A 25,439-nucleotide genomic window follows, 5' to 3' on the forward strand; every position below is an offset into this window, starting at 1 on the left:
CGTCCGCGACTGCCGGGTGACGCCGTTCCTAGAAGCCGAAGAAGTCCGTCACCTCGTCCTCGAAGAAGCCGAACGTCGTGGACGCCACTTCTCCCACCGCGCTGGCTCCCGCCTTCAGGACGCCCTCTCCGGTGGCCGCGAGGCCTCCGAAGGCATTGAGGAACCTGACCCCTCCGAAGACGTTGACCGCGGTCATGCCGGCGTCCATCCAGAATTCCTTGCTGGTGATGCCTTCGGCATACGCGGTCATGCCCAGTGCGACCACGTCGAGCGTGAGGCTGGCGACCTGCAGCCCCATGGCGGTGGCACCGAGGAAGGCCGCCACGGGCTGGCCGCCCGGGATGAGCGCCGCGCCGGCCGCCGCCAGGCCCAGGCCGCCTGCGGCCAGGCCCAGGTACTGCGAGTAGCGCTGGAGTTCGTCGGCGTGGCCGGCCCAGTCCTCCTTGCTGCTTCCCGGAACGTCGGCCCGGTCGTTGTCCGGGGTGTTCGTCGGGTCGGTTCCCGCCCCCTCGCGGCGGCGGGCCTCCTCGGCCGCCGCACGGGCGGCGGCGGCCTGTTCCTTGCGGCGCAGACTGCTCTCGATCTGCCTGGCCTCGGTGGCCGCGGCGGCCGCCGCGGCGGCGTCCTGCTCGGCCTGCAGCTTGGCGGCGCGGGCGACGGTCGCGGACCGCTGGGCGCTCTGTGCCGACGCGGCGGCCTGCCGGGCGGAGGCGACGGCCGAGTTGGCCGAGTGGTTCGCGCTGCGGGCGGCGCGCCGGGCGGTGGCCGCGGCCTCCAGCGCCTTCCGGGCGGAGGCGGCGGCCTGTGCCGCGGACCGGTCCGCGGCGTCCGCGTCGTCCTTGGCCTGCTGGGCGTGGTTGGCCGCCTCCGTGGCGGAGGTGCGGGCCCGGTCCGCCCACTGGGCGGCCTCGTCAGCGGCCTCCCGTGCCTCGGCCGCCGTCTTGCTCGCCAGTGCGGCGTTCTCCTGCGCCTTGGCCGCGACGCTCGCCGCGTGGGCGATGGCCGCGCGGATCGCGGCGACGTGGGTGGCGGCGTCGTGGTCGACCTGCGCCGCCCGGTACTGCACCTCCTGGACGAAGCTGCGGCGCATGCCGGCCGAGCCGTCCATCGCGACCTGGGCGGCCGCCCGGGTGTACGCGCCGCCCTTCGCGATGACGGCCAGGGTGGCGACCCGGTCGTCCTCCATCTGGGCCAGGCGGTATCCGTCGTAGAGGAAGTCCCGCAGGGCCTGTGCGGTCCCGACGTCGAGGGCGGCGGAAGCGGCGGCGGTCACGGAGGGGCCGCTGCCGTTCAGGAGCCGCAGGGCCCGCACCCGGTAGTCCTCCAGGAGTACCTGGTGGGCGTCCTCGGTGAGGAACCTGCGCACCGCCGCCGGGTCGTCCTGGGCGAGGACGGCCTGGGCCGCCTCGCCGAACGCGGAGGGACCGATCCGCGCCGTGTAGAGCACCGAGTCGCGGTCGTCCTGGTCCTGTGCCAGCTCCCGGTCGGCGTCGAGCCAGGCCAGGACGTCCGCGTCGCTGCCGGAGAGCGCGAACGCGGCGGCGTCGCGGGACCAGGTGCCGGTGGCCCCGAGCAGGCCGACCGCCGCCCGGCGCCCGTGGTCCACGGCCGCCGTCTGCCGGCCGGCGGCGAGCGCCGCCGCCGCCTGGTCGAGGTGACCGGCGCTGTCCTCCCGCATCGCCCCGCCCTGGGTGGCGAGCCGCTCCCAGTCCTGTACGTACGCCGCCTCGGACTCGGCGACCAGACGGGCGTCCGCCATGCCGGTCTCCATGTCGCCGGCGATGAAGTCGGCCTCCGCCTCGCGGGCCAGCCGCTCGACCTCCTGGGCGCGCGCGACGGCCGTGGAGGCCTCGCCCGCGGCCTCCACCGCGGCGTTGGCGTGCGCGGTGGACTTGTTCGCGTAGTCCAGGGCCTCGCCGGCGTGGTCGGCGGCCTCGTCGGCCGCGGCCGCGGCCTTCTCCGCGTGTTCCGCCGCCCGGTTGGCGGCGTCCCTCGCCTGCTGGGCGGCGGTGGCGGCGGTGGACGCGAGGCGCTCGGCGCGCCCGGCGGCAGCCGTGGCCCGCGCGGCGGCCGCGTTGGCCTCGGCCGCAGCGGCCCGGGCCCGCTGCGCCTGGTGGCTCGCCACGCCGGACGCGGCGGCGGCGGTGGCGGCGGCCGACGCGGCGGCCGCGGCGTTCTGCGCGGCGGAGGCCGCGGCGGCACCGGCCAGCTTGGACTGTGCGCAAGCGGCCGCGGCGGCGTTCGCGGCGACCGCGGACTTGCGGGCACCGGCCGCCGCGTTGCGGGCGCCCTCGGCCGCGGTCCGGGCAGCCTTCGCCTTCGAGGCGTCCTTGGACGCGGCGATCGCCGCGTTGTAGGCGCCCGCGGCGGCACGGCCCGCGACAGCGGCCGCGGCGGCGGCGGACTGGGCCGCCTCCGCGGCGCGGTGGGACGCCGCCACCGCCGTGTTGGAGGCGACGATCGCGGTACGCGCCGCGGCGGCGGCGCCCTGGGCCGCCTTGGCCGCCCGGCCCGCGGCCGCACCGGCCTGCCGGGCATCGCCCTGGGCTGCCTGGGCCTCCCGGGCGGCCGTCTGGGCGGCGGCCTTGGCGGCGGCCGCGGCGGCCTTCGCCCGCTCGGACGCCTCCACCGCCTCGTCGGTCTCCCGCTTGGCGCGCCTGCCCGCCGTCTCCACGGCCTGCACCAGCTGGGTGATGGTGAGGGACTCCTGGTCGCGTGCACGGGCGATGTGCTGACCGGTCTCCAGGAACCAGCGCACGTCCTCGGCGTCGCCGTCGAGCGCCCGGGTCGCGTAGGTCCGCACCTCGGGACCGCCCTGCGCCATGATCTGCAGGGCTTCCATACGGTCGTCCTCGGCCCGGGCGGTCTCCAGGCCCGTGGTCAGGAAGGTCTCCAGCGCCTCGGCGGTGCCGGCGTCCATCGCCGCCTGCCCCGCCCGCTTCGCCGCCGCGCCGCCGTTGTCCATGGCGGTGAGCGTGGCGATCCGCAGGTCCTCGGCCTGGGGCGTCCGGTATCCCGATGTCATGAAGGCCTCGACATCGGCGTCGGTGCCGGACAGGGCCGTGTTCGCGGCCGCCCGTACGGAGGCCCCGGCCACGGTCATGAACCGGAGCACCGCCATCCGGTGGTCCTCGGCCTTCCGGCGGGGCAGCTCCACGTCCAGGAACTGACGTACGTCCGCGTCCGAACCGACCAGCGCCGCCGCCGCGGCCTCACGGATCGCCGTGCCGCCGGTCTGCCAGGCCTCCACCGCTCTGGCCCGGTCCGTGTCGGGAAGGACGCTTCCCGGCGCGTCGGTGGCGTAGGCGCGCGCGGAGGCGGGGCCCAGTGACTGATAGACCACCGCGCCGGCGGTGCCGGCCATCAAGGTCTGCAGGAATCTTCTTCGGTTCCACAGGTTCGTGCTCATGGCTCGCTGACCCACTCCTCGGTCGGGGCACCTGACTGCGTACGGAGCCGTGCACCGCGGAACCGGAAGGGACGCGCGCCGCGGGGCCGGAACGGTCGCCGAGCCGACTTCAGGGGGCCGGTGGCAGACGTCGTTCGGGCTCCTTCGGCGTCGGCTGCTTCCTCCCCGCCCCGCCGGTGCAGGCGTCTCGTCGCCCCGCAAGCTAGGAGGCGGGCCCTTCACGGGACCGGCTCCGGCGCTATTCCGCCGCTGTCACGGACATGGCCGGCCGGCCGGATCGCGGAATCCCGCACGCGCAGGTGAAAGAGGGGAGTTGGCGGCGTGATCGCCCGGTGGATAGCGACCTGTTGATGAATGTGCGGCACCAGCGGGGTCCGGGCTGTTTCCGGACCCGTGGCCGGGCAACCGCGGGCCACCACCGGCCTTTCCGCATCAGGATGGAGAAGGAATGTCCGTGAAGAGACTGCTCACGAAGCGCCAGGGGGCCGGCGGAGGAGTGCGGCGGGTGATCGGTGTCACCGCCCTGGCGGCGGCCGTCGCCGGTTTCCTCGCCGTGGGGTCCGCCGTCGGCCAGGACGGCGGCGCCGTCGCCGCCCCGGTGGCGGACGAGGTCCCGGGCTACGCCGTGGAGACGTTCGACTACCCGCAGGCCGACCGGATCCTTCAGGAGCGGGGCATCCTGCTCAAGCGCGGCGACGGCCACATCGTCCTCGTCGACTGCGACTCCGGTGACAATCCGCTGCAGGTCTGGGCGACCGATCACAGCGCCCCGTTCTGCTTCCGCGTCACCGGTGACGAGGGCTACCTCGCCCTGGAGATGCCCGCCGTGTACGGCGTACGGGGCAACGACTACCAGGCCCAGGTCGACATGGCCGTCGACGGCGAGGAACGCACCTTCGACATCACCGAGAACACCTGGACCCCCGTCGGCGAGACCGCCGACCCGGAGAGCGGCCCCCACACGCTCGTGGAGATCCGGACCTCCCGGTGACCGCCGGCGCCGCCCTGTCCCCCTCCAGTCCTCCTGCCGGGCCTGCCCCGGCGGTTCCCGCCCAAGGAAACCGAATGCGACGTATCAGACCCGCTCTCCTCGGCCTGCTGACCGCCGTCCTCACCGTCGGCACGCTCACCGCCCCCGCGAACGCGGGCGGCTGGCGTCCCGTCACCGAGCTCCCCGACCTTCCTCCGCTTCCCGCCGGCGAGACCCCCTACGCGTTCACCGCCCGCCTCGACATCGGCGACGGCGCCCGTGCGTGTTCCGCCACCCTGGTCGAGAAGCAGTGGCTGCTGACCGCCGCCAGCTGCTTCGCCGACGACCCGGCCGTGAGCCTGCGGGTGCCGGCCGGCGCGCCCGACCTGGCCACCACCGCCACCATCGGCCGTGCCGACCTGACCGGGACGGGAGGGCAGGTCCGAGACGTCGTCGAACTCGTCCCCCACCCGGACCGTGATCTGGTCCTCGCCAAGCTCTCCTCGCAGGTCACCACGGTCACCCCCGTCTCCCTCGCCTCCGCGGAGCCCGTCGCGGGGGAGGAGCTCCGGGTCACCGGCTACGGCCGTACCGCCGACGAGTGGGCGCCCCTGAGCCTGCACGCCGGTGACTTCGACGTCGAGTCGGTCGCCGCCACCGAGGTCGGCATCACCGGCCAGGACGGCGGCTCGGTGTGCGCCGGTGACGCCGGCGGCCCGGTGCTGCGCGAGACCGGTCAGGGCGTCGAACTCGTCGCGATCAACAGCCGGTCCGCGCAGGGCGGCTGCTTCGGCGTGGACGAGAGCGTCACCAGCACCGACGCCGTCAGCACTCGGCTGGACGACATCACGGGCTGGATCGGAGCCCGGGTGGCCCGCTGGTCGCTGAAGGCGCAGGCGAACGACACGTACGTGTCCGCCGCGGTGACCACCACCGGTGAGAACCAGGGCAGGCTGCGGGCACGCGCCGACACGGTGGCGGGCTGGGAGCAGTTCACCCTCCACACCCGTGACGACGGGGCGTCCGTGGCCCTGCGGTCGGAGGCCAGCCGTCTCTTCGTCGCCACCGAGCTCAACCGGACCGGTGACCTGGAGGGGATGCTGCGTGCCCGCAGCGAGTCCGTCACCGGAGGATGGGAGCTGTTCACGCTGGTGCCCCAGGGAGACCAGAAGTACGCCCTCCAGTCGCGGGCGAACGGTAAGTACGTCGCGACCGAGGCGAGCTACACCGGGGAGGACGCGGGGCAGTTGCGCGCCCGCTCGGCCGGTGTCACCGGTGGCTGGGAGCGCTTCACGCTGACGCACGCCGACAACTTCAAGGTCGTGGGTTCGGCCCCGGCGGCGCCGGCTCCGCTGCCGCTGGGCTGACCTCCGTACGGTGCACCCCGGACGCCGGCGGGCGTTCGGGGTGCCGCACGGTCCGGTCCACAGTGACGGGGACCGGGCAGGCGGCCGGCGCCCGGGATAGCGCGGTGATAAGGACGGGGGCGGTTCGGGGAATCCCGCTGTTCCTAGCGTGTGGAGCGCACCGCGACGGATCCAGCCCGCGCCCAGGAGACATCATGTCCCGGAACAGCACCGCACGTCACGCACGTACCGGGCTCCCCGCCCCGGTGGGTCACGCCGCAGGCGAGGCGGCCCCTCGGGCGGGGCGCCGCGTGCTTGTGAGGGGCCGGGGACTCAACGACCCCTGGGACTGAACGCGGAGGACGCCGGACGGCCCCCGCGGTCCGGCCGGAGCAGGGCGCTGCCGCTCAGGTCCATGACCTACTCCCGGGCCGCCAGGGCCTGCTCGTAGTGTTCCCGCGCCAACCCGGTCCGGCCGAGGGCGGTGAAGGCGTGGCCCAGGTCGTGCAGCAGGTGTCCCACCCCGATGACGTCGCCGGAGCCACGGCAGAACTCCAGTGCCTCGGTGAGGGCGATCAGCGCCCGCTCGGGTTCGCCCTGCTCCAGCAGGACCTGTCCCGACCGGCGCAGCGTCCGCGCCTGCCCGCCGGTGTAACGGAGGGACTCGTAGATGCGGAACGCCTCCTCCAGCTGCCGCTGGGCGGCGTCCTTGCGGCCCTGGTGCAGCAGGACATGGGTGCTCTGGGTGAGGACGCCGGCTCGTCCCACCGCGTCGCCGCTCGCTGTGAAGTCCTCCATGGCCTGGGCGTACAGCGCGCCGGCCGTGGCGTGGTCGCCCTCCCGCCGGGCCATGAGCGCCAGGTCCCGGCGGCACAGGCCCTTCCCTCTGGGCTCGTCCAGCGTCAGGAAGAGGCTGAGCGCCGACTCCAGGGCCTGCCGGGCGGGAGCGGCCTGGTTTTGGCGCATGTACAGCGATCCCAGGGATGCGCGCACGGCGGCGATGCCGCGCAGGTTCTCCGCCCGGCTCACGGCTTCCAGCGCCCGCAGATGGGTCCGCTCCCACAGGTCGTAGTGGCCGCGCACCTCGAACAGGGTGACCAGGGTGGTGGCCAGGTCCCAGCTCAGGTCGTGCAGTCCCTCGTCCGCCGCGTGGCCCACCATCCGGCACAGGGCGGTCTGTTCCCCGTCCAGCCAGGCCAGTGGATCGGTCAGCAGCCGCTCCACGTACGGCTGGGGCGGGCACCAGCGGGGGGCATCGCCGTGCAGCACCGTGAAGTCGCCGCCGTACACCCGGCGGTGCGCCTCCTGGGCCAGGTACATCCAGCCGCCGGCCATCCGGGCCAGTGCCGCGCCGCGCAGTTCCGCGCTTTCCTGGGCGGCGAGCCGCTCCCGGGCGTAGACGTGGATGACCTCGTGGAACCGGTAGCGGAAGTCACCGGAGCTCTCCACCCCGACGACGTCCAGCATCTGGGCGCCGACCAGGGGGTCGAGGAGGTCCGGGAGGAACGGGCGGTGGTCGTCGGCGAGCGCACCGGCCAGCCAGCCGGGGAGTGTGGGGGTCCGGGCCATGCTGAGCAGGCGCAGCAGCCGCCGTTCCTTCTCCCCGAGTCCGTCGTAGGTCAGCGACAGGCTGGCCCGCACGGTCAGTTCGCCGTGGGTCAGCTCGTCGAGCCGGTGCCGTTCGTCGGCCAGCCGGCAGACCATCGAGGCCAGTGTCCAGTGGGGGCGGGCGGCCAGCCGGGCCGCGACTATGCGCAGGGCCAGGGGGAGCCGTCCCACCGTGCGGATCAGTGCCTCGGCCGCGGGCCGTTCCCGTTCCACCCGCTGCCGGCCCACGATACGGGCGAGCAGTTCCAGGGCCCGGTCCTCGTCGAGGACGTCGAGTTCCACCCGGTGCACGCCGGGGAGCGCGGTCAGCCTGGACCGACTGGTGACGATGACTCCGCAGTCGCCGCTGCCGGGCAGCAGCGGCAGGACCTGTCCCTCGCCCGCCGCGTCGTCCAGTACCACCAGGATGCGGCGGGAGGCGAGCCGCGTGCGGTACATCTCGGCCCGCTCGTGCGGCGACTTGGGGATCATCTGGCCGGGTATGCCGAGCGCTCTCAGGAACCGGCCGAGCACCTCCGCGGGGGTCGCGGGGGAGCCGGTGGTGCCGCGCAGGTCGCAGTAGAGCTGGCCGTCGGGGAAGTCCGCCGCGGCCAGTCGGTGGGCCACCCGCACGGCCAGGGACGACTTGCCGGTGCCCGGCTTCCCGGTGATCACGACGGGCCCGCCGCCTTCCGGGTCCCCGCCTCCGGTCAGGATCTTCTCCAGCGCGGCCGGCAGGCCGGGTTCGGCGACGAAGTCGGGTATGTCCGCGGGCAGCTGGCGTGGGACGACGAGGACAGGTCCGGACGGGGGTGTGGCGGTGGCCGGCGCCTGCTCGTCGGCCGTCGGCCGCGGCGCGGGTGCCTCGGTGCTCCTCGTGGGGGAGCCGATCGCGGCGTCGGGGGAGAGGCGGTCGGCCAGGATCGCCGCCTCCAGCTCCCGGAGCTCCGGTCCGGGCTCCAGCCCCAGTTCCCGGACCAGTAGGTCCCGGCCCAGGCGGTAGGTTCTCAGGGCCTCCGCCCGCCTTCCGGACCGGTACAGGGCGGTCATCAGCTGCCCGCGCAGTTTCTCCCGCAGCGGATGCTCGCCGACGAGCATCTCCAGCTCGCCCGCCAGTTGTTCGTGCCGGTCCAGTTCCAGCTCCAGCTGGATGCGGAGCTCCGTGGCGGTCAGCCGCTCCTCGTCCAGGTGGCGGGTTCTGTTGGCCAGGCGGTGGTTGCCGAGGCCGCTCAGGCAGTCGCCCTGCCAGAGGGCCGCGGCGGTACGCAGTAAGCCCACGGCCTCCTCCCGCCGGGCCTGCCGGCCGAGTTGTCTGGCGCGGCCCACGAGGTCGGTGAACAGCGCGGCGTCCACGTTGCCGGGCTCGGTGGTGAGGACGTAGCCGGGGGGCCGGGTGGCGATGGCCGCGGGGCGGGCGGCCCGGTCGAGGAGCTTCCGGAGACGGGAAATGCATATTTGCACTTGTGTACGAGCTGTCTTCGGTGGATCATCCCCCCAGATGAGATCCACCAAGTGCTCCGTGCCGACCACCTGGTTGGCGCGCAGGAGCAACCCGGCGAGGATGATCTCCTGTCGTCCCGGCGGAACGTGCAGCGGACCATCGGGTCCGTGCACCTGCAGTGGCCCGAGAAGTGTGAAGGCGGGGTGTTCTCTTCCTGGTTCCGCCTTTGCTGATTCCTCGGCCATGATCTCCCCCCGATATCGTCCATGCCATGCCGCACACGTGCCGCCCGTTCGGCTCTTCCAGCCCTTTCCTCGCACGTCAGCACGGATTCGGTCGTTTGAACGATAACCCGGTTATGGCTGGTGTTCGAGGGGTGATCCGGCTTGTGGTCACCGAATTCCGGTGCGGAACTTGATGGTCGGTCGAAGTTTTCCGGGTGTTAACTCGCCGCGGCCTGTTTTATCCGCCGTCGCGGTGAATCCGGGGGTACGTGCGTGGCGCTCCCGGGGCGGGAAGCTGTCGGCCGGAGGGCTGCCCGCCCGGGGTGGTCGAATCTGGTTGCACATGCTATCGCCGTCCTGCGGTGCGGGCCGCGGCGCGGAGCCAGGGTTGCGGGAGTGACCGAGGCGAGTGCCGCGAGGAACGCGTGGGCGGCCACGACCGCGCCGATCGTCGCCCACGGCAGTGCGGGCCTGATCCGGCCGGCTCGGCGGCTGTGTCGGATCACGGGGCTTCGCAGGGGCAGCGGTTTCGTCACAGCTCCCTCATGACACCGCACTTCTCCCTCACACAGCGGCATGATTGACCGTCGAAATCGACTTGCCCGCCGCTCGGAAAGTGAGTCCGTGAGTACCGTTCCGCCTCCCGACCGTTCCGACGACGACCCGGCCTCCTCCCTGTCCGACGAGCAGCTGGAGTCGTTCCTGCGGGAAGCCGCCGAGGGCGGGGGCACCTCCACGCCCAAGGAGCCGTCCGCGCGGGCGCGGATGGTGGCCCGGCGGTTGCGGGAGCAGGACGAGGCGGCGCGGCGCGCGGAGGCGGGTGGCGGCCGTGGTGGCCGAGGGCCGGGCCGGAACCGGAAGGCGCGGGGGGTGCAGGGGGCGCCGCACAGCACCCCGCCGGGTTGGCGTACGGGCCCGGCGTGGCAGGAGGGAAACGGGGGCGGCTCCCGTCGGCGTCGTTCGGGCGCGATCGTCGGCGTGGTGGTGCTGGCGGCGCTCGCGGTCGTCGCCGTACGGCCCTCTCTGGTCCTGGACCGGCTGCCCGGCGGGGACGGCGGCCCCGAGAAGCCGTTGGCGGCCGAGACCGCGCTGCCGACCGGCGCTCCCGGCGACCCCGCCCGGTTCGGGCAGGCCACGCGCGAGCACCCCTTCCGCGGCTCGCCGGCCGAGCGGTGGGCCGAGGGTGCCGATGCCATCGAGGTGCCGGAGGCGAAGGCACTGTCCGGCGTGAGCGCGGACGACGTGGCGTTCGCGCTGCGCCGTACCAAGGAACTGCTGGTCGCCGCCAACCTCGACCCCGGCGTACTGCGCGGGGAGCGGCCGGACAAGGCGCTGGCCGTCCTCGACCCGAAGCAACCGGAGCTGCTGCCGGAGCTGCGCCGGTCGCTGAGCGCACCGGACGAGGAGCACGACCCGCTCCTGCTCTTCACCCGCTTCGACCCGGACGAGACCCGTCTGGCCGGCGACGTGGTCAAGGTCCGCGGCCACATGACCCTGGCCGCCGGGGAGCCGGGCGTGGTGAAGGTGAACGCGGACTACACCTTCGTCTACCCGCTGGTGCGAAAGGACGGGGACGACGGGGAGGTGGCGCGCACGATCGTGCGCCGCGCGCTCACTCTGACGCTGAACGACCCGGCCAGGTGGGACGTGACCGAGGGCAAGCTCCTGCTGGAGAAGTACTTCACCGAGCATGACAACACCAGTTGCGGCGTCCACGACGGCTACCTGCACCCCGGCTTCGCCGGTGACGGCCCCGGCGGTGAGCCGGCCACCGGCCCCGCGACGGACCCGTACGACCGCAGCCGGCCCCTCACGGAGTCCGACTCGCAAGGTTGCGGGCGGGTCAGCCGCACATGACCGACGGGGGCGGCCCCGGGCGCTCTCCCTCAGCGCACCCGGACCCGCCCCCGCCGTCCCCCGTGAGTCAGCCTCTGCGGGCCGTCCCCCGTGAGCCACCCCCCGTGGGCTGTCCCCCGCGAGTCACCCCCCGCGAGTCACCCCCGCGAGTCACCCCCGTGGGCCGTCCCTCGTCGGTCGTCCCCCGTGCGGTGGTCAGCTGCTCACACGCGCTGCCACAGCGCCGGTACGTTCGGCGGCTGCCAGCCCTGCTGCGCCTGGTGGCCCTGGAGGCAGCGGTAGGTCGCGCCGCCGTACGTCACCGTGTCGCCCGGCTGGTAGACGGTGCCGGCCGCCCAGGTGCCGCCGGGCTCTTCCGGCTCACCCGGGTCCTCGCCGCCGTCGCCGGTCGTCTTCAGGGTGAGGCCGTAGTTCTGCAGCAGCGGGTTGATCGGCTGGAAGAACGTCGTACCACCGCTGCGGCAGTCGCCCGAGCCGCCCGAGGTGACGCCCTGCGCCTGGCTGCCGGAGATGTACGAGCCGCCCGAGTCGCCGGGCTCGGCGCACACCGTGGTGCGGGTGACGCCGCTGATGGTGCCCTCGGGGTAGGTCACGCTGGTGTTGTGCTGCTGGACGGTGCCGCAGTGCCAGCCGGTGGTGGAACCGGAACGGCACACGGACGCGCCGACCGGGGCCTGGGTGGACCCGGTGACCTGGACGTTCTGGCCGCCGGCGCCGCTGACGTACGGGGTCGCCGTCCAGCTGGAGTTGGTGGCCACCCAGGCCATGTCACGGCCGGGGAAGATCGAGCCCTGGAAGGTGCCCTGGGCCACCCGGTTGGCGCCGCTCGTGCTCGCCCCGGTCCGCCCGCAGTGACCGGCGGTGGCGAAGCCCTGCTGGGTGCCCTTGGTGACCGGGAAACCGATCGAGCAGCGTCCGCTGTTGTTGATGTAGTACGCCTCGCCGCCCCGCAGGTCGTAGAGCGGACGGGGCCTTTCGGCGGTCTTCTCGACCCGGGCGAGTCCGGCGTCGACACCGGCCGCGTCGAGGAGGGCGTGGGCCGCGGACGGCCGTACGGCCTGCACGGTGACCGTGTTCGTCCGTACGTCGACGTACCGGACCGGCGCGTCGGTGGTGTCCCGGCCGGTGGCGGCCCGGTCCAGCCGGGACTTGGCCGCGTCCAGGTCGGCGAGCGAGTGCCGTACGACGGTGGCCGCGGCGCCCGCCGCCTCGATCGCCGCGACGTCGTCCGCGTCGGTCGTCGCCACGGTCAGCGTGCCGGACTCGGCGCCCCGCAGCCACGCGCCCGCGTAGTCACCGCCGAGCGCGGCGCGGAGCCGGGCCGCCGTGGCGCCCGCCTCGGCCTCGTTGACGAGGCGGCGCTCGGCCTGCTGCCGGTCGAGGCCGAGGTCGCGCTGCATGGCGCTGAGGAGGGCGACGGGCGCGGCGTCGGTGCGGAGGGTCTCGGCCGCGGTGGGTGCGGAGCCGGCGGGAGCCGTCCCGGCGCTCGCGGAGCCGCTGAGCCCGGCCACGAGCAGGGCGGCCGTCGCCGCGACGGCGGCACCCATGGCTCTGCTGTGTCGGTATCGGTGGGGCATGGGGGATCTCCTCGGTCTCGGTGGGCCCGGCGGGGACCGGTGGGTCCCGGTGGGGAGGTGCCGAAACCGTAGGGAGGGACAACCGGCGGCCATAAGACGTCGGCTGACCCTCTCCCCGGCGTTATGGAAGGCCAGGCCCAGGCCCAGGACCAGGCCCAGGACCAGGCCCACGGTCGGCGTCGCGGACCCGGCGGGCCCTGTCGCGAAGCCTGGCGTGCGCCCTGCCGCGAAGCCCGGTGGTGCGCCCCTCGCCGCTGCGTCCTCCGTGCCCCCTGTTCTGTCACGGAACCCGGTGCGCAGCCATCCACTCCGTGTAGCTGTCACTGCTCGCCGCCACCCCCGCGTGCGCCATGCGGGCCTGCGCGAGCACGGTCGCGGCGGTGTCCTGGCGTTGCGTCACCGCGTGCCAGCCGAGGAGGTGCCGCCAGGCCAGCGGGGTGCCGGTGAGCGGCCGGGTGACGATGCCGGGGGTGGTCGGGAAGGTCGCCCGGCACAGCCCGACCGCCCGCCCCACCTGCACCAGGTGGACCAGGGACGCGGTGTCCGTCTCGTACACGCGGCGCGGGGTGAACCCGGCGCGGGCGCAGGACGCGGTGAAGCAGTCGCCGAAGCAGCCGTCACCGGGTACGCAGGCCCACTCCTCGTCCGCCAGCTCGGTCAGGTCCACCTCGGTCCGCCGGGCGAGCGGGTGACCGGCGGGCATCATCACGAACACCGGGTCGACGGCGACCTCCCGCCAGACCAGCCCTGCGGCGCCGGGCGGGGAGGCGGATCCGCAGGTCCCGGCGAGCGCGAAGTCCAGCCGTCCCTCCGCCAGCTGCTCGGCCAGTTCCCTCTCCGACCAGGACGTACAGGTCGTCATCCGGGCGTCCGGAGCCACGCCCGCCAGCCGGTCGACCAAGGCCCCCAGCAGGGGCCCGTGGGTGCCGCCCAACCGAAGCCGCTCGGCGGTGCGCGGGGCCCGGGCGAACCGGGCCGCCTCCTGCTGCAACTCGGTCACCGCGGGCAGCACGATCCGGCTGCGCTCCAGTACCAGTTCGCCCAGCGCGGTGGCCCGCACCCCGTGTCTGCCCCGCACGAACAGTGCGCCTCCCAGGGCCCTTTCGATCCGCTTGAGCTGTGCGCTCAGCGCGGGCTGTGCGAGGCCGAGCGCCGTCGCCGCCCTGGTGAGGCTGCCGGCGTCGGCGATGGCCCGGACCGTCTTGAGATGCCGCAACTCCAGCTCCATGAGGGGAGCTTGCGGCGGGGGAGGGGCGGGGGCAAGAGGTTGGTCCGGACCTGTGGCACAAGTTGTGTCGTGAACATGAACCACGTCCGGCACGCGGTGGCTCCGCCGGTCCTCGCCCTCGCCTCGCCGCCCGTAGCCCGTCGCCCGCCGCCGTCAGCGGTAACGGATCACATGAAGCCGGTGGACTCCGGTCGGATCGAAGGAGACGGGCTCGTCCGACGAACCGTCGACCACCATGACGCCCTTCTCCAGGCGGAGCGCGTTCACCAGCCGGCCGACGGCCTCGCGACCCCTGCCGTCCGTGCGGCGGGCCCAGACCAACGCGCGCGCCGCGACGGGCAGGGCGTCGACGGCCGCGAGCGCCGCCTCCCAGTCCTGGTGCTCGGTCACCGACAGCACGGGCCCGAGTTCGGCGAGCGTCGGCTCGAACCACGCGGCGTGCCCCGGAGGCGGCGGCTGCTCAAGACCCGCCGTCCCCGGTACGGCACCCGCGTCCCAACGGGCGAGCCAGGTCCATGGATCGGTGTTGGGCAGACCGAACGGCGCGGCCTCGTCCTTCGGCACGACCACCGTCGAGTCGAGCATCGCGTCCGCCCAGTCGCCTCCCCGCAGGAAGCGGGTGGTGTTGCAGGAGAAGACCCAGCCGCGCGTGGTCTCGTCCCGCGCCGTCGGCGCGTGCAGTTCGACCTGGCCGCGGTAGGCGTTCCGGAGCCAGCGGTCGGCCTTGTCGACGGCGGACGCGAAATCGGTTGCCGGGCGCTCCCACGGAGCACGTCGTGGTGTGAGCGCCCCCGGTTGGGCACGCAGCAGCACCAGCTCGCGGACCAGCGGGTCATCGAGCCGGGCGAGGGACGAGGACAGGGGGTCCAGCAGGACCACTTGCCCCTTGTTGTTGTGCGCGTACAGCAGGTTGCCCATCGCCTCGTGGCCCGCGACGGCGCGCCGCACCCACACCACGCCCCGCGTGTCCGGCCCCGTCTCCGCGACCGCCCGCACCACGTCGTCCCAGCCGCCGACGGGGACCCTGGTGAACTCGGGGAAGTACCGGCGCGTCAGCCGGTCGAACCAGCCGGGCGCCTCGTCCGCGGGCTTCCAGGGCAGCGCCACGGCCGGGGCGCCGTTGATCGCGGAGTGCAGGGCGATCACACAGCCCCGGGTGTTGATCCGGCGGGACTGGTTCTCCGCCCGGTCGGCCGACTCCTGGGGCGGGGCGGGCTCGAGGTCGGCGAGCGGAGCGCTCGGTGCGGGATGGAAGGGGGCACCGCCGTTCTTGGGCACCACGACGGAGGCCGCGATCATCGGCGTCTCCGGGTAACCGGGCTGCGGCAGGGGGCGGCAGGCCATCAGCCAGGCGGCGGGAGTTTCGTGCACGGGGTGGGGTGTGGCCAGCTGAACCAGTCCGCCGTAGGTGGCGTTCAGCCAGGCCGCCGCTTGCCCATCAGGACCCGGCACGCGAGTGTCCCTTGGTCGGAGGCCAATCGCCGGATGCGCGCATCTCCATGTACTGCTCGGTCGCGGGGAAGGTCGGCGCCATGTGGGCGGCCGTGCCGTCGTGGGGGACGACAACGACCGGGCTGAACGGCTTCTTCGTGAAGTCGCCGGTCTCGATATGTTCTTTCAGGTCGAAACACACGGTCCAGCCATATGTGAATTCGACCGCCGTGTCCGGAAGCATGACGACGGAGTCGGCTTGCTCTTGGTAGGGTCCGGTCTTTACGAAGTGGGCAGCGGCAGCAACTGCCTCGTCCTTGGTCACCATTTACTTTACTCCATCACGATATGGAATGTGGCCGATGTGTGTGACGTTTTGTTCCAGCAATCCCAGAGTTCCGCTCTGCCCGTCGAGAAAAACAACGCCGTCTGGTGTATTCACAGCATTGAAGACGTGCGCCGAGCCGTTGGGGCGGGCGATGTAGACGACGCTTCTCGAACCCTCTCCTCGTCCCTGAAGGTCCCGGATGACGTCATCGTAGCTGTTCACCCAGTCGTACTGGCCTGCCACCCGGTCCTTCGCGCCGAGCTGCTCCGGTGGAATATGCCCACCAGCCTGCCTGGGGGCCGCGCTCACGTCGATGTCGTCCATTCTGCGGTCCACCGTGACGACGTTGTGACTGCAGTTGTCCGTGTACCCGGGCATGCCGGTATTGTTGACGTCCTTGAGCCACGGAAACTGATCGTCCAGGAATTCCTGAGCCTTTTTAGGGTCTACCGATTCGGCGTGAACAGCCTTTTCCTTGACGTGGTCCGTGGACCGCGCAAGGTCACTCCAGTCCTTGGGGGCCGCACCGGCGACGTCGTCGGCGAGCTTCGTGCCGGAGGCGGCTTTCCCGGCACCGGTCTCCACCCCCTCCTTCACCGCCATGCGCAGCCCGCCCCGCGCCAGGCCGGCGCCCTTGGTGCCGATCAGCTCGGGCAGGAGGCGGCCGATGAACTCGGAGGGGTCCTTCTTGAAGCCCTCCACCGCGGCGTTCAGCGCTCGCTCCGGGTGAGCCGCGGTGGACACCAGGCCGGAGAGCGTCATCGAGACGTTCTGCAGGTACTCGGCGGGGTGGGTGAGGTTGTAGGGGTCGGCGGGGTTGAGGCCACGGGCGAAGCTGACCAGGCCGGCGGTGCCCTTGATCACGCCGCCCGCGACGTGGTTGAGCTCCACGCCGGTCGCCACGAAGCCGTCGACCAGGTTGTTGCCGATGCGGTCCAGCGGCGGCGGTTCCGCCGGGGCGTGCTCCAGCGCCTTCTTGATGCTTCCTTCGGCCTCCGAGGCGGCTGAGTTGCGCTGCTTGCGGGCCTGGGCGAGCTTGTCCCGTGCCTGCTTGATGGTCTCCTTGCCGGGATCGTGGAACGGCTGCGGCACCGGCCCGGGGTCCTGGTCCGCCTTGAGCTTGGCGTTGTACGCGTCGACCTGCTTGTTGTAGTCCTCGATGGCCTTTTCCGAGGCCCGCTTGCCCCGCCTGTACAGCTCGATCGCTTCCTGAGCCTGCTGCTGCGCCCACTTGACGGTGCCCGCGTAGGAGTCCAGCGCTGTCGCCGCCGTCTCGCAGGCGTCGGCCGCGTGCAGCCACTTCGCAGGGTGGACGCCGAACTTCTCGCGGAAGGTGTCACCGCCCTCCCCCCGCCAGCTGGTGGAGTCCACCTTCTTCATGCCGGTGCCGACCTTGTCGAACGCGGTCGAGAAGTCCCTCAGGTGTTTCGCGCTGCTCCGGATCTTCTCCGGATTGCCGTGCAGGAGCTCGTTCGCCTCTTCGGTCTGCCCGAGCTGCTGCTCACCGGGGGTGGCCCCGAGGTCGGAGGCGACCTCGTCGCCCCAGTCCTCCACCGTGTCCGCGGCGCCCTCCAGGCCGACCTTGTCGAGCCCCTCGCCGAGCCGGTCGGTGCCCCAGTCGATGCCTTCACCGACGATCTTCTTACCGGCGTCGACACCGTCCTCGAGGAGGTTCAGGCCGTGGTTGACGCCGTCCTCCAGCTTGCCCAGGCCACTGCCGATGTCGTCGAGGACGCCCATCAGCCCTCACCTCCGCCGCCCTGCGTGCGGGCACGTTCCTCGGGCGAGGGACCGAACTGCTCGTCCAGCATCCGTTCCCACGTCTCTTCCGAGACCCCCGAGCGCTCGCGAAGGCTCTCGGGCCCCACTCCCATGCCGACCAGGTTCTCGGAGGTCATGACGTCCCGGCCCGCGTCCCGCCAGCCCTGGGCGCTGTTCTCCCAGGCCCGCTCGAAGGACTCCTTGCTGTAGTCGGCGTCTCTTATCTGGGTGACCGGGTTGTTCGACCAGACCTCGCCCCAGTCCTTGCCGGTGATCTCGTCCTCGGAGGCGTGCGGATTGCCCATCAGGGAGTTCACGCCGACCTTCAGAGCGCCTTCCACGTACTGGTCGGTCTCGTAGTAGGTCCCGGCAGCCAGCCCAGTCTTGAGCGCGAACCCGTTGCCTTCGTAGATCAGCGAGCGCACTCCCCACTCCCAGCGCTCGCAGAAGGAGCCGAAGGTGCTCGTGAGCCCCTCCGCGCCCAGTTCGAGCCCCGACAGGCCGATGTCGCCGAAGCCCCGGCCCGCACCGGCCTCCCCGACCATGCCCAGTTCCCGCAACTCGTCCAGTGCCAGAGTCAGTCCGTTGGCGATCTCGCCGAGACCGATCGCCGCCAGGTCCTTCCCGTTGCCGCCCCCGGTCACCACGTCTCACTCCCTCGTTGTCCTCGATCCACGGCGAAAGCGTCGGGCACCACGCCCGAAACCGGCGGCAGGAGCACCGCGTGCTCGGTACCGTCGGCGGCGTCCAGCGCCACCCCGCACGGCACACCGGCCGCGGGCACCGCCACGTCCAGCAGCTTCGCCCCGAGCACCGTCTGGTACGTCCACTCCAGGTGCGCCTCGTCGCGAGCGACCGCGTACCGGGCCAACGCCGACTCGTCGGAGAAGGCAAGGATCCAGCGCACGCCACCGAAGTCGGCGGTGAGCCACCCGTCACTCCGGAGCGGAACCAGCACCGCGGTGTCCCGGAAGGCTTCCAGCAGCGAGATGAACTCACGACGCCGGGCCGCGACTTCCTCGGCGGACGGTTCGACGACCTCGTCCGGCTCTCCCGGGCTCGCTGTCCCGCCCACCTCGGCCACGCCGACCACCTCGGCGGCCTCGGGCTCAGGCGGCTCCGGGGCTGTCTCCGGTGGTTCGGGCAGCCGGGTCATCTCCGCGTAGTCGGCGAGCCGGGAGCGCCGTACCGGCGCCCCGGCGCCACCCCCGTTGTCCGTCATTTCCCAACCCTGACACTGAACTGCTTCGGCTGGTCAACAGCCTTTTCGAGCGACGATGTTACGCACACGACCGCAACGCCGGGTACTCCCGCCGGAGCACGTCCTCCTGGCCGTACCTCAGGACCGCCGCCACGCAGCGGCAGTTGAGCAACCATGCGGTGGGGCCTCGTACCGCACGGGCCGGCTCATGCGCGGCGTCCCGGCGGCGGTGGAGGCGTGCCCCGGTAGCTCTGCGGGTTTCCCGAGTCCCACGGGACGACGAGAGGACGCATCTGAGCGTGGTGTTCAAGAGCGCTTAGCCAGTCGCCCGGCCAGGACGAGCCGCCGACCGACGCCCCCGCGAACGCCCCAGCCAGCGCGGCGACGGAGTCGGAGTCGCCGGAGGAGAACGCCGCTCGCTGGACGACCGCCACGGGCTCTTCGGGGAAGAGCAGGAAGCAGTACAGGGCCGCGGCCAGCGCTTCCTCGGCGATCCAGCCCGCGCCGGCCACCTCGCAGGGGTCGCGCTCCGGGTCCGGGTGGTCGAGGGCGGCCGAGACGGTGTCGAGAGCCGCGAGGGTCTCGTCCCAGCCGTGTGCGATGAAGTCGGCGGGGTCGGCCGCGCCCGCCCGCCGCGCCAGGTCGCCGAGCCAGTCGCCGTGGTACGTCCGGCGTGCGGAGCGGCCGTAGTGGCGCAGGCGCGGCAGCAGCTCGGAAGGGTGGCAGTTGTGCGTCAGCAGCCATACGGCGTGTGCGGTGAGGTCGCTGGCCGCGAGCGCGGTGGGGTGGCCGTGGGTCAGCGCGGCCTGCAACTGGGCCGTCCCCGCGCGCTGCTCCGCCGTCAGCCCCGGCAGCAGTCCGACGGGCGTCACACGCATGTTCGCTCCGCAGCCCTTCGAAGCCATCACGGTGGCCTCCTGCCACGGCACACCGCGCTCCAGGGCCGCGCACGCGTCCAGGCAGGTCCGCCCTGGTGCGCGGTTGTTGTCGGGCGAGCGAAGCCAGGCCACGAAGCGCGCGCGCAGCGCCGGCTCGGCGGTCGCGGCGGTCAGCGAGGCCACCCCGCCGCCGTCCACGACGTCCGCCAGCGCCTCGATCACCGCCAGTGTCATCTGGGTGTCGTCCGAGACCCGGGCCATGCCGGAACGGATGGGCAGCTCCAGCTGCCGCCAGGAGCCGTAGCGGCTGGTGAGCTGAGTGATGTCGAGGAATTCGGCGGGGTAGCCCAGGGCGTCACCGATGGCGAGACCGTAGATCGCCGCCATGGCGCCGCCCTTGATGGTGTCCCTGCCCCACGTCCGCCCGGTGAGGTCGTCCAGGACGGCGAGGCTCTCGGCCTGGGTGAGAGTGTCCGGCAGGATGTGACTCCTCGGGCTGGTGGACGGCGTCGCCAGCAACTCGGCCAGTGCCTCAGTGGGCCGGAGCCCGCGTTCCTTGGCGTTGTGCAGGCGTTTCCCCCAGATACCCACTTCGTTGCTGGCGGCAGGCCCCGCAGCGTTGCGTGATCGCACCGACCCGGCTTCGTCCTCGTCGTTCACCCACACGTAACCGATCACCTGATCGTCGGAGTCGGCGATCGCCACGTACTGCACGGGTCGGCCGGTGTGACGGGCGTAGCGAGGCGGCCCTCCCGGCACGATGTAGCCGCCCAGGTCTTGGGCGAAGCGGGGGTTGATCCGGCGGTCGGAGTGTTCGGAACTCATGCAGGTCTGCTACTTCCGGCTGGTTGCTACGGCAATTCCCGTGAATGTCGCCAGCGGCCCGGCGAACTCGCGACGCCGGGCCGCTACCTCCTCGGCGGACGGCCCGACGCTCTCGCCCGGCTCTCCCGAGCTGGGTGCCCCGGCGGCCTCGGCCGTCTCGGCGGTGTCGGGCTCAGGCGGCTCCGGGGCTGTCTCCGGTGGTTCGGGCAGCCGGGGCATCTCCGCGTAGTCGGCGAGCCGGGAGCGCCGTACCGGCGCCCCGGCGCCACCCCCGTTGTCCGTCATTTCCCAACCCTGACACTGAACTGCTTCGGCTGGTCAACAGCCTTTTCGAGCGACGATGTTACGCACACGACCGCAACGCCGGGAACTCACGCCGGAGCACGTCCTCCTGGCCGTACGTCAGGACTCCTGGCCCTCGTTGCTCTCGATCACCGCCCGCGCACGGCGCAGCAGGGCCTCGCGTACGGAGTCCGGGGAGAGCACGCGCAGGGGCGCGTCCAGGCCGAGGAGATACGTGGCGAGCCTTTCGGCGTCCGGGCCGCCGACGTCGACGATCGTGGCCTCGGGGCCGTCGGGACGGTGGACCCCCACGGACGAAGGGATCAGCCGCAGTGCCTGATCCATGGGCATCGGAAGGCGGATCGTCGCACACAGCGCGTACGGCCCGGTGGCGGTGGCGCGGGAGACGAGGAGCGCGGGGTCGGGCGGCGGGTCGGTGAGGTCCACTGGCCGGCCCGTGGGCTGGAGTCGCTCCACCCGGTCGGCCCGGAAGGTCCGCCACGCGCCTCGCTCGACGTCGCGTGCGACGAAGTACCAGCGCTGCCCGGTGTGTACGAGGCGGTACGGGTCGACGTCCCGGACACTGGCCCGCCCCTGCCAGTCGCGGTACGCCATCCTGGCGCGTTCGGCCTTTCGGCAGGCGGCGGCCAGCTCCAGCAGCATGCCGGGCCCGATCTGCGCCTCGCCGGCCCTCGGCGTCTGCACGAAGGCGGCGTCCATGTCACCCAGCCGGTCCGCGACCCGCCGGGGCAGCACCTGCCGCAGCTTCAGCAACGCCGACAGGGCGGCCTGGTCCCCGCCGAGCGCTCCGCTCAGCGCGGCCTCCCGCAGCCCGACGGCCACGGCGAGGGCCTCCTCGTCGTCGAGGACCAGTGGTGGCGTCCGCGTGCCGGGGCGCAGTCGGTAGCCGCCCCACGGGCCGGGGTCGGATTCGACGGCGTATCCGATCTCCCGCAGCCGGGCGACGTCCCGGCGCACCGTGCGCTCGGTTACCTCCATCCGCTCGGCCAGCTCACCGCAGGTCCAGGCGGGCCGGACGGCGAGCAGGGAGACGAGCCGCAGCAGCCGGGCGGAGGTACTGAGCATGTTCTCGGAGTCTTCCACACGAGGTCTTCCACACGCGGTCCTCCACACGAGTCCGCTCGCCAGGCACGACCAGACCCGGGGCGTGACCAGGACCGCTCCTGTCCTGGTCACGTCCTAGCGTGCTCCCCATGACCACGGAGAACAGCCCGGCACCCACGTTCCGCTATGCGGCCGTCACCTTCGACTGCCCCGACCCCGCCGAACTGGCCACCTTCTACGGCGAGGCCCTCGGCCTGCCCGTCGCCTTCTCCACCGACGACTTCGTCCTGCTCGGCGGTCAGGACGGCGCGGCCGGCCTGGGCTTCAACCGCCTCGCCGACTACCGCCGCCCCACCTGGCCGGACCCCGCCCAGGAGAAGCAGGCCCACATCGACCTGGGCGCCGACGACCTGGACGCGGCGGAGGCCCGCCTCATCGCCCTGGGCGCCACCAAGCCCGACGTCCAGCCCGCCCCAGACCGCTGGCGGGTGCTGCTGGATCCCGCAGGGCATCCGTTCTGCGTGTCCACGGTGGCGTGAGACCGAGTGGCACGGGCGGCGCGCCCTCCTGTCAGCCGGACTCCATCAGTTCCTTGAGCCGGGCCAGGTCGGCGGCGACCGTGCCGGCGCCGCGCTCGAAGTCGGCGTCGGTGGCCGTGCGGTCGATGTGGATGCCGAGGTGGCGTGACTCCTTGCCCATGCTGTTCAAGGCAGTGACGGTAGTGGGCCGTCGGCACGGTCTCTCGAACGAATCGGACGCGCCTGTTCCATCGATCGGTCCCGGGCCCTGTCATCGACCTGTCCTCGCCGCCCGAGCGGGCCCGGGGTGCCCGAGCGGCGCAGGTATGGGGCATGCTGCTGTCCGAACCGCTGGGGGGCCAGCCGGATCAAGGGGGGCGTTCGTGAACGGGGATGCCGGACGAAAGCGGTGGGAGGTCCCGCGCGGCGAGGTGAGGGGGTGGCCGGGTGAGGGGGTGGCCGGGTGAGGTCTCGCACCGGGTGGCGATCGGATACGGCGCGCTGGCGGGCCTGGTCACGGCGTTCGGTGCGACCTTCTCGCTGCTGTGCTTCGACGGCTTGTCCTGGGCTCTGGCCCTGACCTGGGTCCTGCTCCTCGCGGCGGGGCCCGCCCTGGCCACGCTGCTCTTCAGCAGACCGGTGGCCGGACGCCGCCCGGTACGGGCCGTCGGGCAGGGCCTGATATCGGTGGTGGGGCAAGTGGTGTGGGCCGCACCGTTCAGCATCGTCATCTCTCTCGTCGCGCAGTCCGGCTCGCCGTTCTGGCCTCTTCTCGTCATTTGGCTGCTCAACGGCGGCTACTGCGCCTTCTGGGCCACCCATGTCAGCACGGAACTGCCCGCACGTGCTGCCGGCCGGACCAATCGGCACGCCCCGTCGCCGCGTACGGCCCCCGCCGTCCCGGTTTCGTCCGCGCCCCGGTCGGCGCGGGAGGAACAGGCGACCACCGAGTTCTGCGCGCTGCTCAGTGCCCACCCCTTCGACGCGAGCCTGCCGGGGGTGGCGTACCCGGAGGTGGCGGACCATTCGCTCGCGCTGGACGCCTACGACCGTGCCAAGGACGCCTCCGCGGGTGAGGTGCGCGGCATCCTCGCCGAGGGGAGGGCGGCGTTGGCCCGGCTCGACGCCCGGATGGGACTGGACACGGTCCACCCGGGATCCGGCTGCTTCTTCGACCACCGCCACGGCCCGGCCGTGGTCAGTGTCGAATGGAGCCCGCGCGGAGGCACCTCGCGGCGCGTGGAGGTGTGCCGTGCCGATGCCGTACGACTGGCCGACGAGCGGCCGCGGCCCTGAGCCGTCCGGCTCCCGACGTGGGCGAACACCTCGTCCTTGGTCGGCTGCGTCTGCGGCAGGAGCCCCGGGGCGACGACGCGGAGCGCGGTTCGCAGGGCGTCCGGGGTCTGCTCGGGACCGCCGCGTGGGCTCACTCCTCTTCGAAGATCTCTTCAGCCTTCGGCACGGTGACGGCGCGGGCGAGCCAGCGGCGCAGGACCTCGGGATCGTCGCAGCCCGTGACGCGCTCGCTGACAGCGTCGGAGACGTCGAGTCCGCGCTGCTCCAGGACGAGCAGCACGTCCTCGGCCCGGCCCTGGGCGCGCCCCTGCTCGCGGCCTTCGTCGCGGATCTCTTCGGAGATGTAGGACTTGTAGAACGAGAGGTCCACGGCCACCAGATTCCTCCAGAGATATCGGGCCGGGCGGTTTCCCAGGCCTTGAGCGGTGAATTCGACGAGGGGGTCTGCTACGTCTTCGGGAACGTCCCGCAGTGCGGTGGACAGGGCTTTCAGTATGGCACCGATATCCGGGTCCGCGGCGTGCGTGATAGCAGCCAAGGCGGAGAGAGCCAGGTCGGCACGCGCCTCGACGGGGTCGGTGATCACCGGCATGTTGTGCGGCCCGGCGACGATCGGCCGTACGGTCAGAGAAGGCCACGAACAGAATCCGATGGGCTCCGGCCGGGTCGCCCACTCGGCCGTGGCGCGGTCCTGGCAGACCACGAGCAGCAGCGGCGGCAGGCGGTACTTGCTGCGCAGGTACGCGAGGTAGTAGCCCCAGCTGGCCGGTTTCTCCGGGTCCTTTCTCTTCTGTGCCTCGACCGCGAGGAGAAAGGGGCCGTGCTCCTCCGTGTCGATCCGCAGCAGGGTGTCGATCCGACGGTCGACAGGCTTTGTCTCAGTGACGTCGTTGGGTAGCACGCTGACCGCGGTGGCCTGAGGAAACGGGATTCTGAGCGCTTCGGAGACGCGGGAGAAGAGCCCCGGGTAGTCCTGGAAGATGCGGTGCATCGCCTCGTGGGACGAGCTGACCATGTGGCTTCTTTCGTGGGTCAGGGGTGGGTGGCGTTTGACGCCCGGCACTCCCGGCACCGGTCTTCGGTCTCGGAGGCGCGGAAGCCGCGGTCGCAGCCGTCGCAGTTGCGTACCTCGTAGCGGGGCGGTGGCGGACCGACGGAGGGCCTGTACGGCGGCGGGGGCGGCAGCTGAGCTGCGAGACGGTGGGCGAGGAGGGCTGCGGGGCGTCGCAGGGGGTCGTCCGGCAGGTCGGTGGTCAGGGCGTGGCGTACGGCGGTGGGGGTGACGTCCCGTTCCAGCCACGCGGCGACGCCGGGGGCCAGGTGGGCGGTGTCCGTCGCGGAGAGGAGGAGGCGGGGGTCGTGTCGGCGCAGGGTGGTGAGGAGGTCGGTGGCCTGCTTGAGGAGGGCCGGGGCCGTGCAGCTGGGCTGGGGTACGGGGAGGGCCTTGCGGGGGCGCGTTTCGGTGCCGGTGTGGCGCGGGCGGGGAGGGGCTGAGTGCTCCGGTTGCTTCGGGGGCCGTCCCGCCGGGCGGGTGGGCCGGGGCGTCGGGCGGTCCGGGCAGCCGGTGTCGGCAGCCGGCTCGCGGCGGGGCGTCTTCGGCTGGTTGCAGGAGACCGTGCGGGTGACGATGCGGCCGGTGGACGTGCGTACGCGCTCGCGGCGCAGGTAGCCGTGGGTCTCCAGCTCGCGCAGGGCGGACGCGATGCGGGTGGGGCCCTCTTTGAAACGGGCGGTGAGCGTCTTGATGTCGGCGCCCGCGCCGGTGGGCAGCGACTGGATGTGGCAGGCGAGGCCGATCGCGAGCAGCGACAGGTCCGGGTGCTGGACCAGGTGGTTGCCGATCACCAGGAAGCGGGTGGTGTGGCGGGTGTTCTCGTGGATGACGCCGCCGCCGTGGCGGCGCGGACGGGTCGGATTCGGCGGCAGGGGCTGACTGGGCGCGCGAGGGCGCGCTAGGGTTTTGGGTATCCATCGGGAAGTTCCTAGTGACCTGAGTCAGAGATTCGTCGGCAGTAGGCGGCGACTTTGTCGAGGATCTCGTCGGCAGTCTTCGTCCAGACGAAGGGCCTGGGGTGTTCGTTCCAGTCCGCGAGCCAGGACCTGATGTCGCGTTCGAGGGCCTGGACGGAGCGGTGGACGCCGCGCTTGAGTTTCTTCTGTGTCAGCTCGGCGAACCACCGCTCGACCAGGTTCAGCCAGGACGCGCTGGTTGGCG

The 25,439-nt window shown here is 72.6% G+C and carries 19 protein-coding genes and 2 pseudogenes; 5 read left to right on the forward strand and 16 right to left on the reverse strand.

Annotation, left to right across the window (positions count from 1 at the left end; genetic code table 11):
• Positions 1 to 28 precede the first annotated feature (28 nt).
• Entirely contained in the window at positions 29 to 3,409 is a 3,381-nt protein-coding gene (locus tag QC283_RS33075; protein ID WP_279565436.1) for an ALF repeat-containing protein, read from the reverse strand.
• 448 nt (positions 3,410 to 3,857) lie between these two features.
• Between QC283_RS33075 and QC283_RS33080 the strand changes: the two genes are divergently transcribed.
• Positions 3,858 to 4,400: a hypothetical protein gene (locus QC283_RS33080; protein WP_279565437.1), complete on the forward strand. Its 543-nt coding sequence runs from the start codon at positions 3,858 to 3,860 to the stop codon at positions 4,398 to 4,400.
• Positions 4,401 to 4,474: 74 nt separating this feature from the next.
• Positions 4,475 to 5,746 (forward strand): trypsin-like serine protease, encoded by a 1,272-nt coding sequence (locus QC283_RS33085; protein WP_279565438.1) that lies wholly within the window; start codon positions 4,475 to 4,477, stop codon positions 5,744 to 5,746.
• Between the two features lie 399 nt (positions 5,747 to 6,145).
• On the opposite strand, the gene QC283_RS33090 is transcribed toward QC283_RS33085, so the two are convergent.
• The gene (locus tag QC283_RS33090) at positions 6,146 to 8,998 is read right to left on the reverse strand and encodes an AfsR/SARP family transcriptional regulator (RefSeq protein WP_279565439.1); all 2,853 of its coding nucleotides are present in this window, start codon (positions 8,996 to 8,998) and stop codon (positions 6,146 to 6,148) included.
• Positions 8,999 to 9,601: 603 nt separating this feature from the next.
• On the opposite strand from QC283_RS33090, the gene QC283_RS33095 reads away from it, so the two are divergent.
• Positions 9,602 to 10,834, forward strand: coding sequence for a hypothetical protein (locus QC283_RS33095; RefSeq protein WP_279565440.1), 1,233 nt, complete (start codon positions 9,602 to 9,604; stop codon positions 10,832 to 10,834).
• Positions 10,835 to 11,037: 203 nt separating this feature from the next.
• On the opposite strand, the gene QC283_RS33100 is transcribed toward QC283_RS33095, so the two are convergent.
• The 10 genes from QC283_RS33100 to QC283_RS33145 all read right to left on the reverse strand — a co-directional run bounded on the left by QC283_RS33100 (position 11,038) and on the right by QC283_RS33145 (position 21,431).
• Entirely contained in the window at positions 11,038 to 12,411 is a 1,374-nt protein-coding gene (locus QC283_RS33100; RefSeq protein WP_279565441.1) for a carbohydrate-binding protein, read from the reverse strand.
• 280 nt (positions 12,412 to 12,691) lie between these two features.
• On the reverse strand, positions 12,692 to 13,639 hold the full coding sequence (locus tag QC283_RS33105; protein ID WP_279565442.1) for a LysR family transcriptional regulator: 948 nt from the start codon (positions 13,637 to 13,639) through the stop codon (positions 12,692 to 12,694).
• Positions 13,640 to 13,792: 153 nt separating this feature from the next.
• Positions 13,793 to 15,091, reverse strand: coding sequence for a YrhB domain-containing protein (locus QC283_RS33110; protein WP_279565443.1), 1,299 nt, complete (start codon positions 15,089 to 15,091; stop codon positions 13,793 to 13,795).
• A complete protein-coding gene (locus QC283_RS33115; protein WP_279565444.1) occupies positions 15,078 to 15,398 on the reverse strand; it encodes a YrhB domain-containing protein in 321 nt (106 codons plus the stop codon). The genes QC283_RS33110 and QC283_RS33115 overlap by 14 nt, the downstream gene beginning before the upstream one ends.
• Positions 15,399 to 17,138: a putative T7SS-secreted protein gene (locus tag QC283_RS33120; protein ID WP_279565445.1), complete on the reverse strand. Its 1,740-nt coding sequence runs from the start codon at positions 17,136 to 17,138 to the stop codon at positions 15,399 to 15,401.
• On the reverse strand, positions 17,138 to 17,806 hold the full coding sequence (locus QC283_RS33125) for a hypothetical protein (RefSeq protein WP_279565446.1): 669 nt from the start codon (positions 17,804 to 17,806) through the stop codon (positions 17,138 to 17,140). The genes QC283_RS33120 and QC283_RS33125 overlap by 1 nt, the downstream gene beginning before the upstream one ends.
• Positions 17,800 to 18,381: a hypothetical protein gene (locus tag QC283_RS33130; RefSeq protein WP_279565447.1), complete on the reverse strand. Its 582-nt coding sequence runs from the start codon at positions 18,379 to 18,381 to the stop codon at positions 17,800 to 17,802. The genes QC283_RS33125 and QC283_RS33130 overlap by 7 nt, the downstream gene beginning before the upstream one ends.
• Positions 18,382 to 18,566: 185 nt before the next feature.
• The gene (locus QC283_RS33135) at positions 18,567 to 19,625 is read right to left on the reverse strand and encodes an ADP-ribosylglycohydrolase family protein (RefSeq protein ID WP_279565457.1); all 1,059 of its coding nucleotides are present in this window, start codon (positions 19,623 to 19,625) and stop codon (positions 18,567 to 18,569) included.
• A gap of 447 nt (positions 19,626 to 20,072) precedes the next feature.
• Positions 20,073 to 20,348, reverse strand: a complete 276-nt coding sequence (locus QC283_RS33140) for a hypothetical protein (protein ID WP_279565448.1) — start codon at positions 20,346 to 20,348, stop codon at positions 20,073 to 20,075.
• Between the two features lie 117 nt (positions 20,349 to 20,465).
• On the reverse strand, positions 20,466 to 21,431 hold the full coding sequence (locus QC283_RS33145; protein ID WP_279565449.1) for a helix-turn-helix transcriptional regulator: 966 nt from the start codon (positions 21,429 to 21,431) through the stop codon (positions 20,466 to 20,468).
• A gap of 128 nt (positions 21,432 to 21,559) precedes the next feature.
• Here QC283_RS33145 and QC283_RS33150 point away from each other — a divergent pair, with 128 nt between their 5' ends.
• Entirely contained in the window at positions 21,560 to 21,949 is a 390-nt protein-coding gene (locus QC283_RS33150; protein WP_279565450.1) for a VOC family protein, read from the forward strand.
• Between the two features lie 31 nt (positions 21,950 to 21,980).
• Here QC283_RS33150 and QC283_RS33155 read toward each other — a convergent pair whose 3' ends face one another.
• Entirely contained in the window at positions 21,981 to 22,118 is a 138-nt protein-coding gene (locus tag QC283_RS33155; RefSeq protein WP_279565458.1) for a hypothetical protein, read from the reverse strand.
• A 257-nt stretch (positions 22,119 to 22,375) separates the two neighbouring features.
• Here QC283_RS33155 and QC283_RS33160 point away from each other — a divergent pair, with 257 nt between their 5' ends.
• Positions 22,376 to 23,224 carry a hypothetical protein gene (locus QC283_RS33160; RefSeq protein ID WP_279565451.1) on the forward strand — a complete coding sequence of 283 codons (849 nt, stop codon included), beginning with the start codon at positions 22,376 to 22,378 and terminating at the stop codon, positions 23,222 to 23,224.
• A gap of 130 nt (positions 23,225 to 23,354) precedes the next feature.
• On the opposite strand, the gene QC283_RS33165 is transcribed toward QC283_RS33160, so the two are convergent.
• From QC283_RS33165 to QC283_RS33175, 3 genes and pseudogenes are all read right to left on the reverse strand, one after another.
• Positions 23,355 to 24,239: a hypothetical protein gene (locus tag QC283_RS33165; RefSeq protein WP_279565452.1), complete on the reverse strand. Its 885-nt coding sequence runs from the start codon at positions 24,237 to 24,239 to the stop codon at positions 23,355 to 23,357.
• A 17-nt stretch (positions 24,240 to 24,256) separates the two neighbouring features.
• Positions 24,257 to 25,196, reverse strand: a pseudogene (locus QC283_RS33170) (helix-turn-helix domain-containing protein).
• A 10-nt stretch (positions 25,197 to 25,206) separates the two neighbouring features.
• Positions 25,207 to 25,439: pseudogene (locus QC283_RS33175) on the reverse strand (IS630 family transposase); the annotation flags it as partial.

Source organism: Streptomyces sp. DH41, assembly GCF_029813785.1.
Taxonomy (GTDB): Bacteria; Actinomycetota; Actinomycetes; order Streptomycetales; family Streptomycetaceae; genus Streptomyces.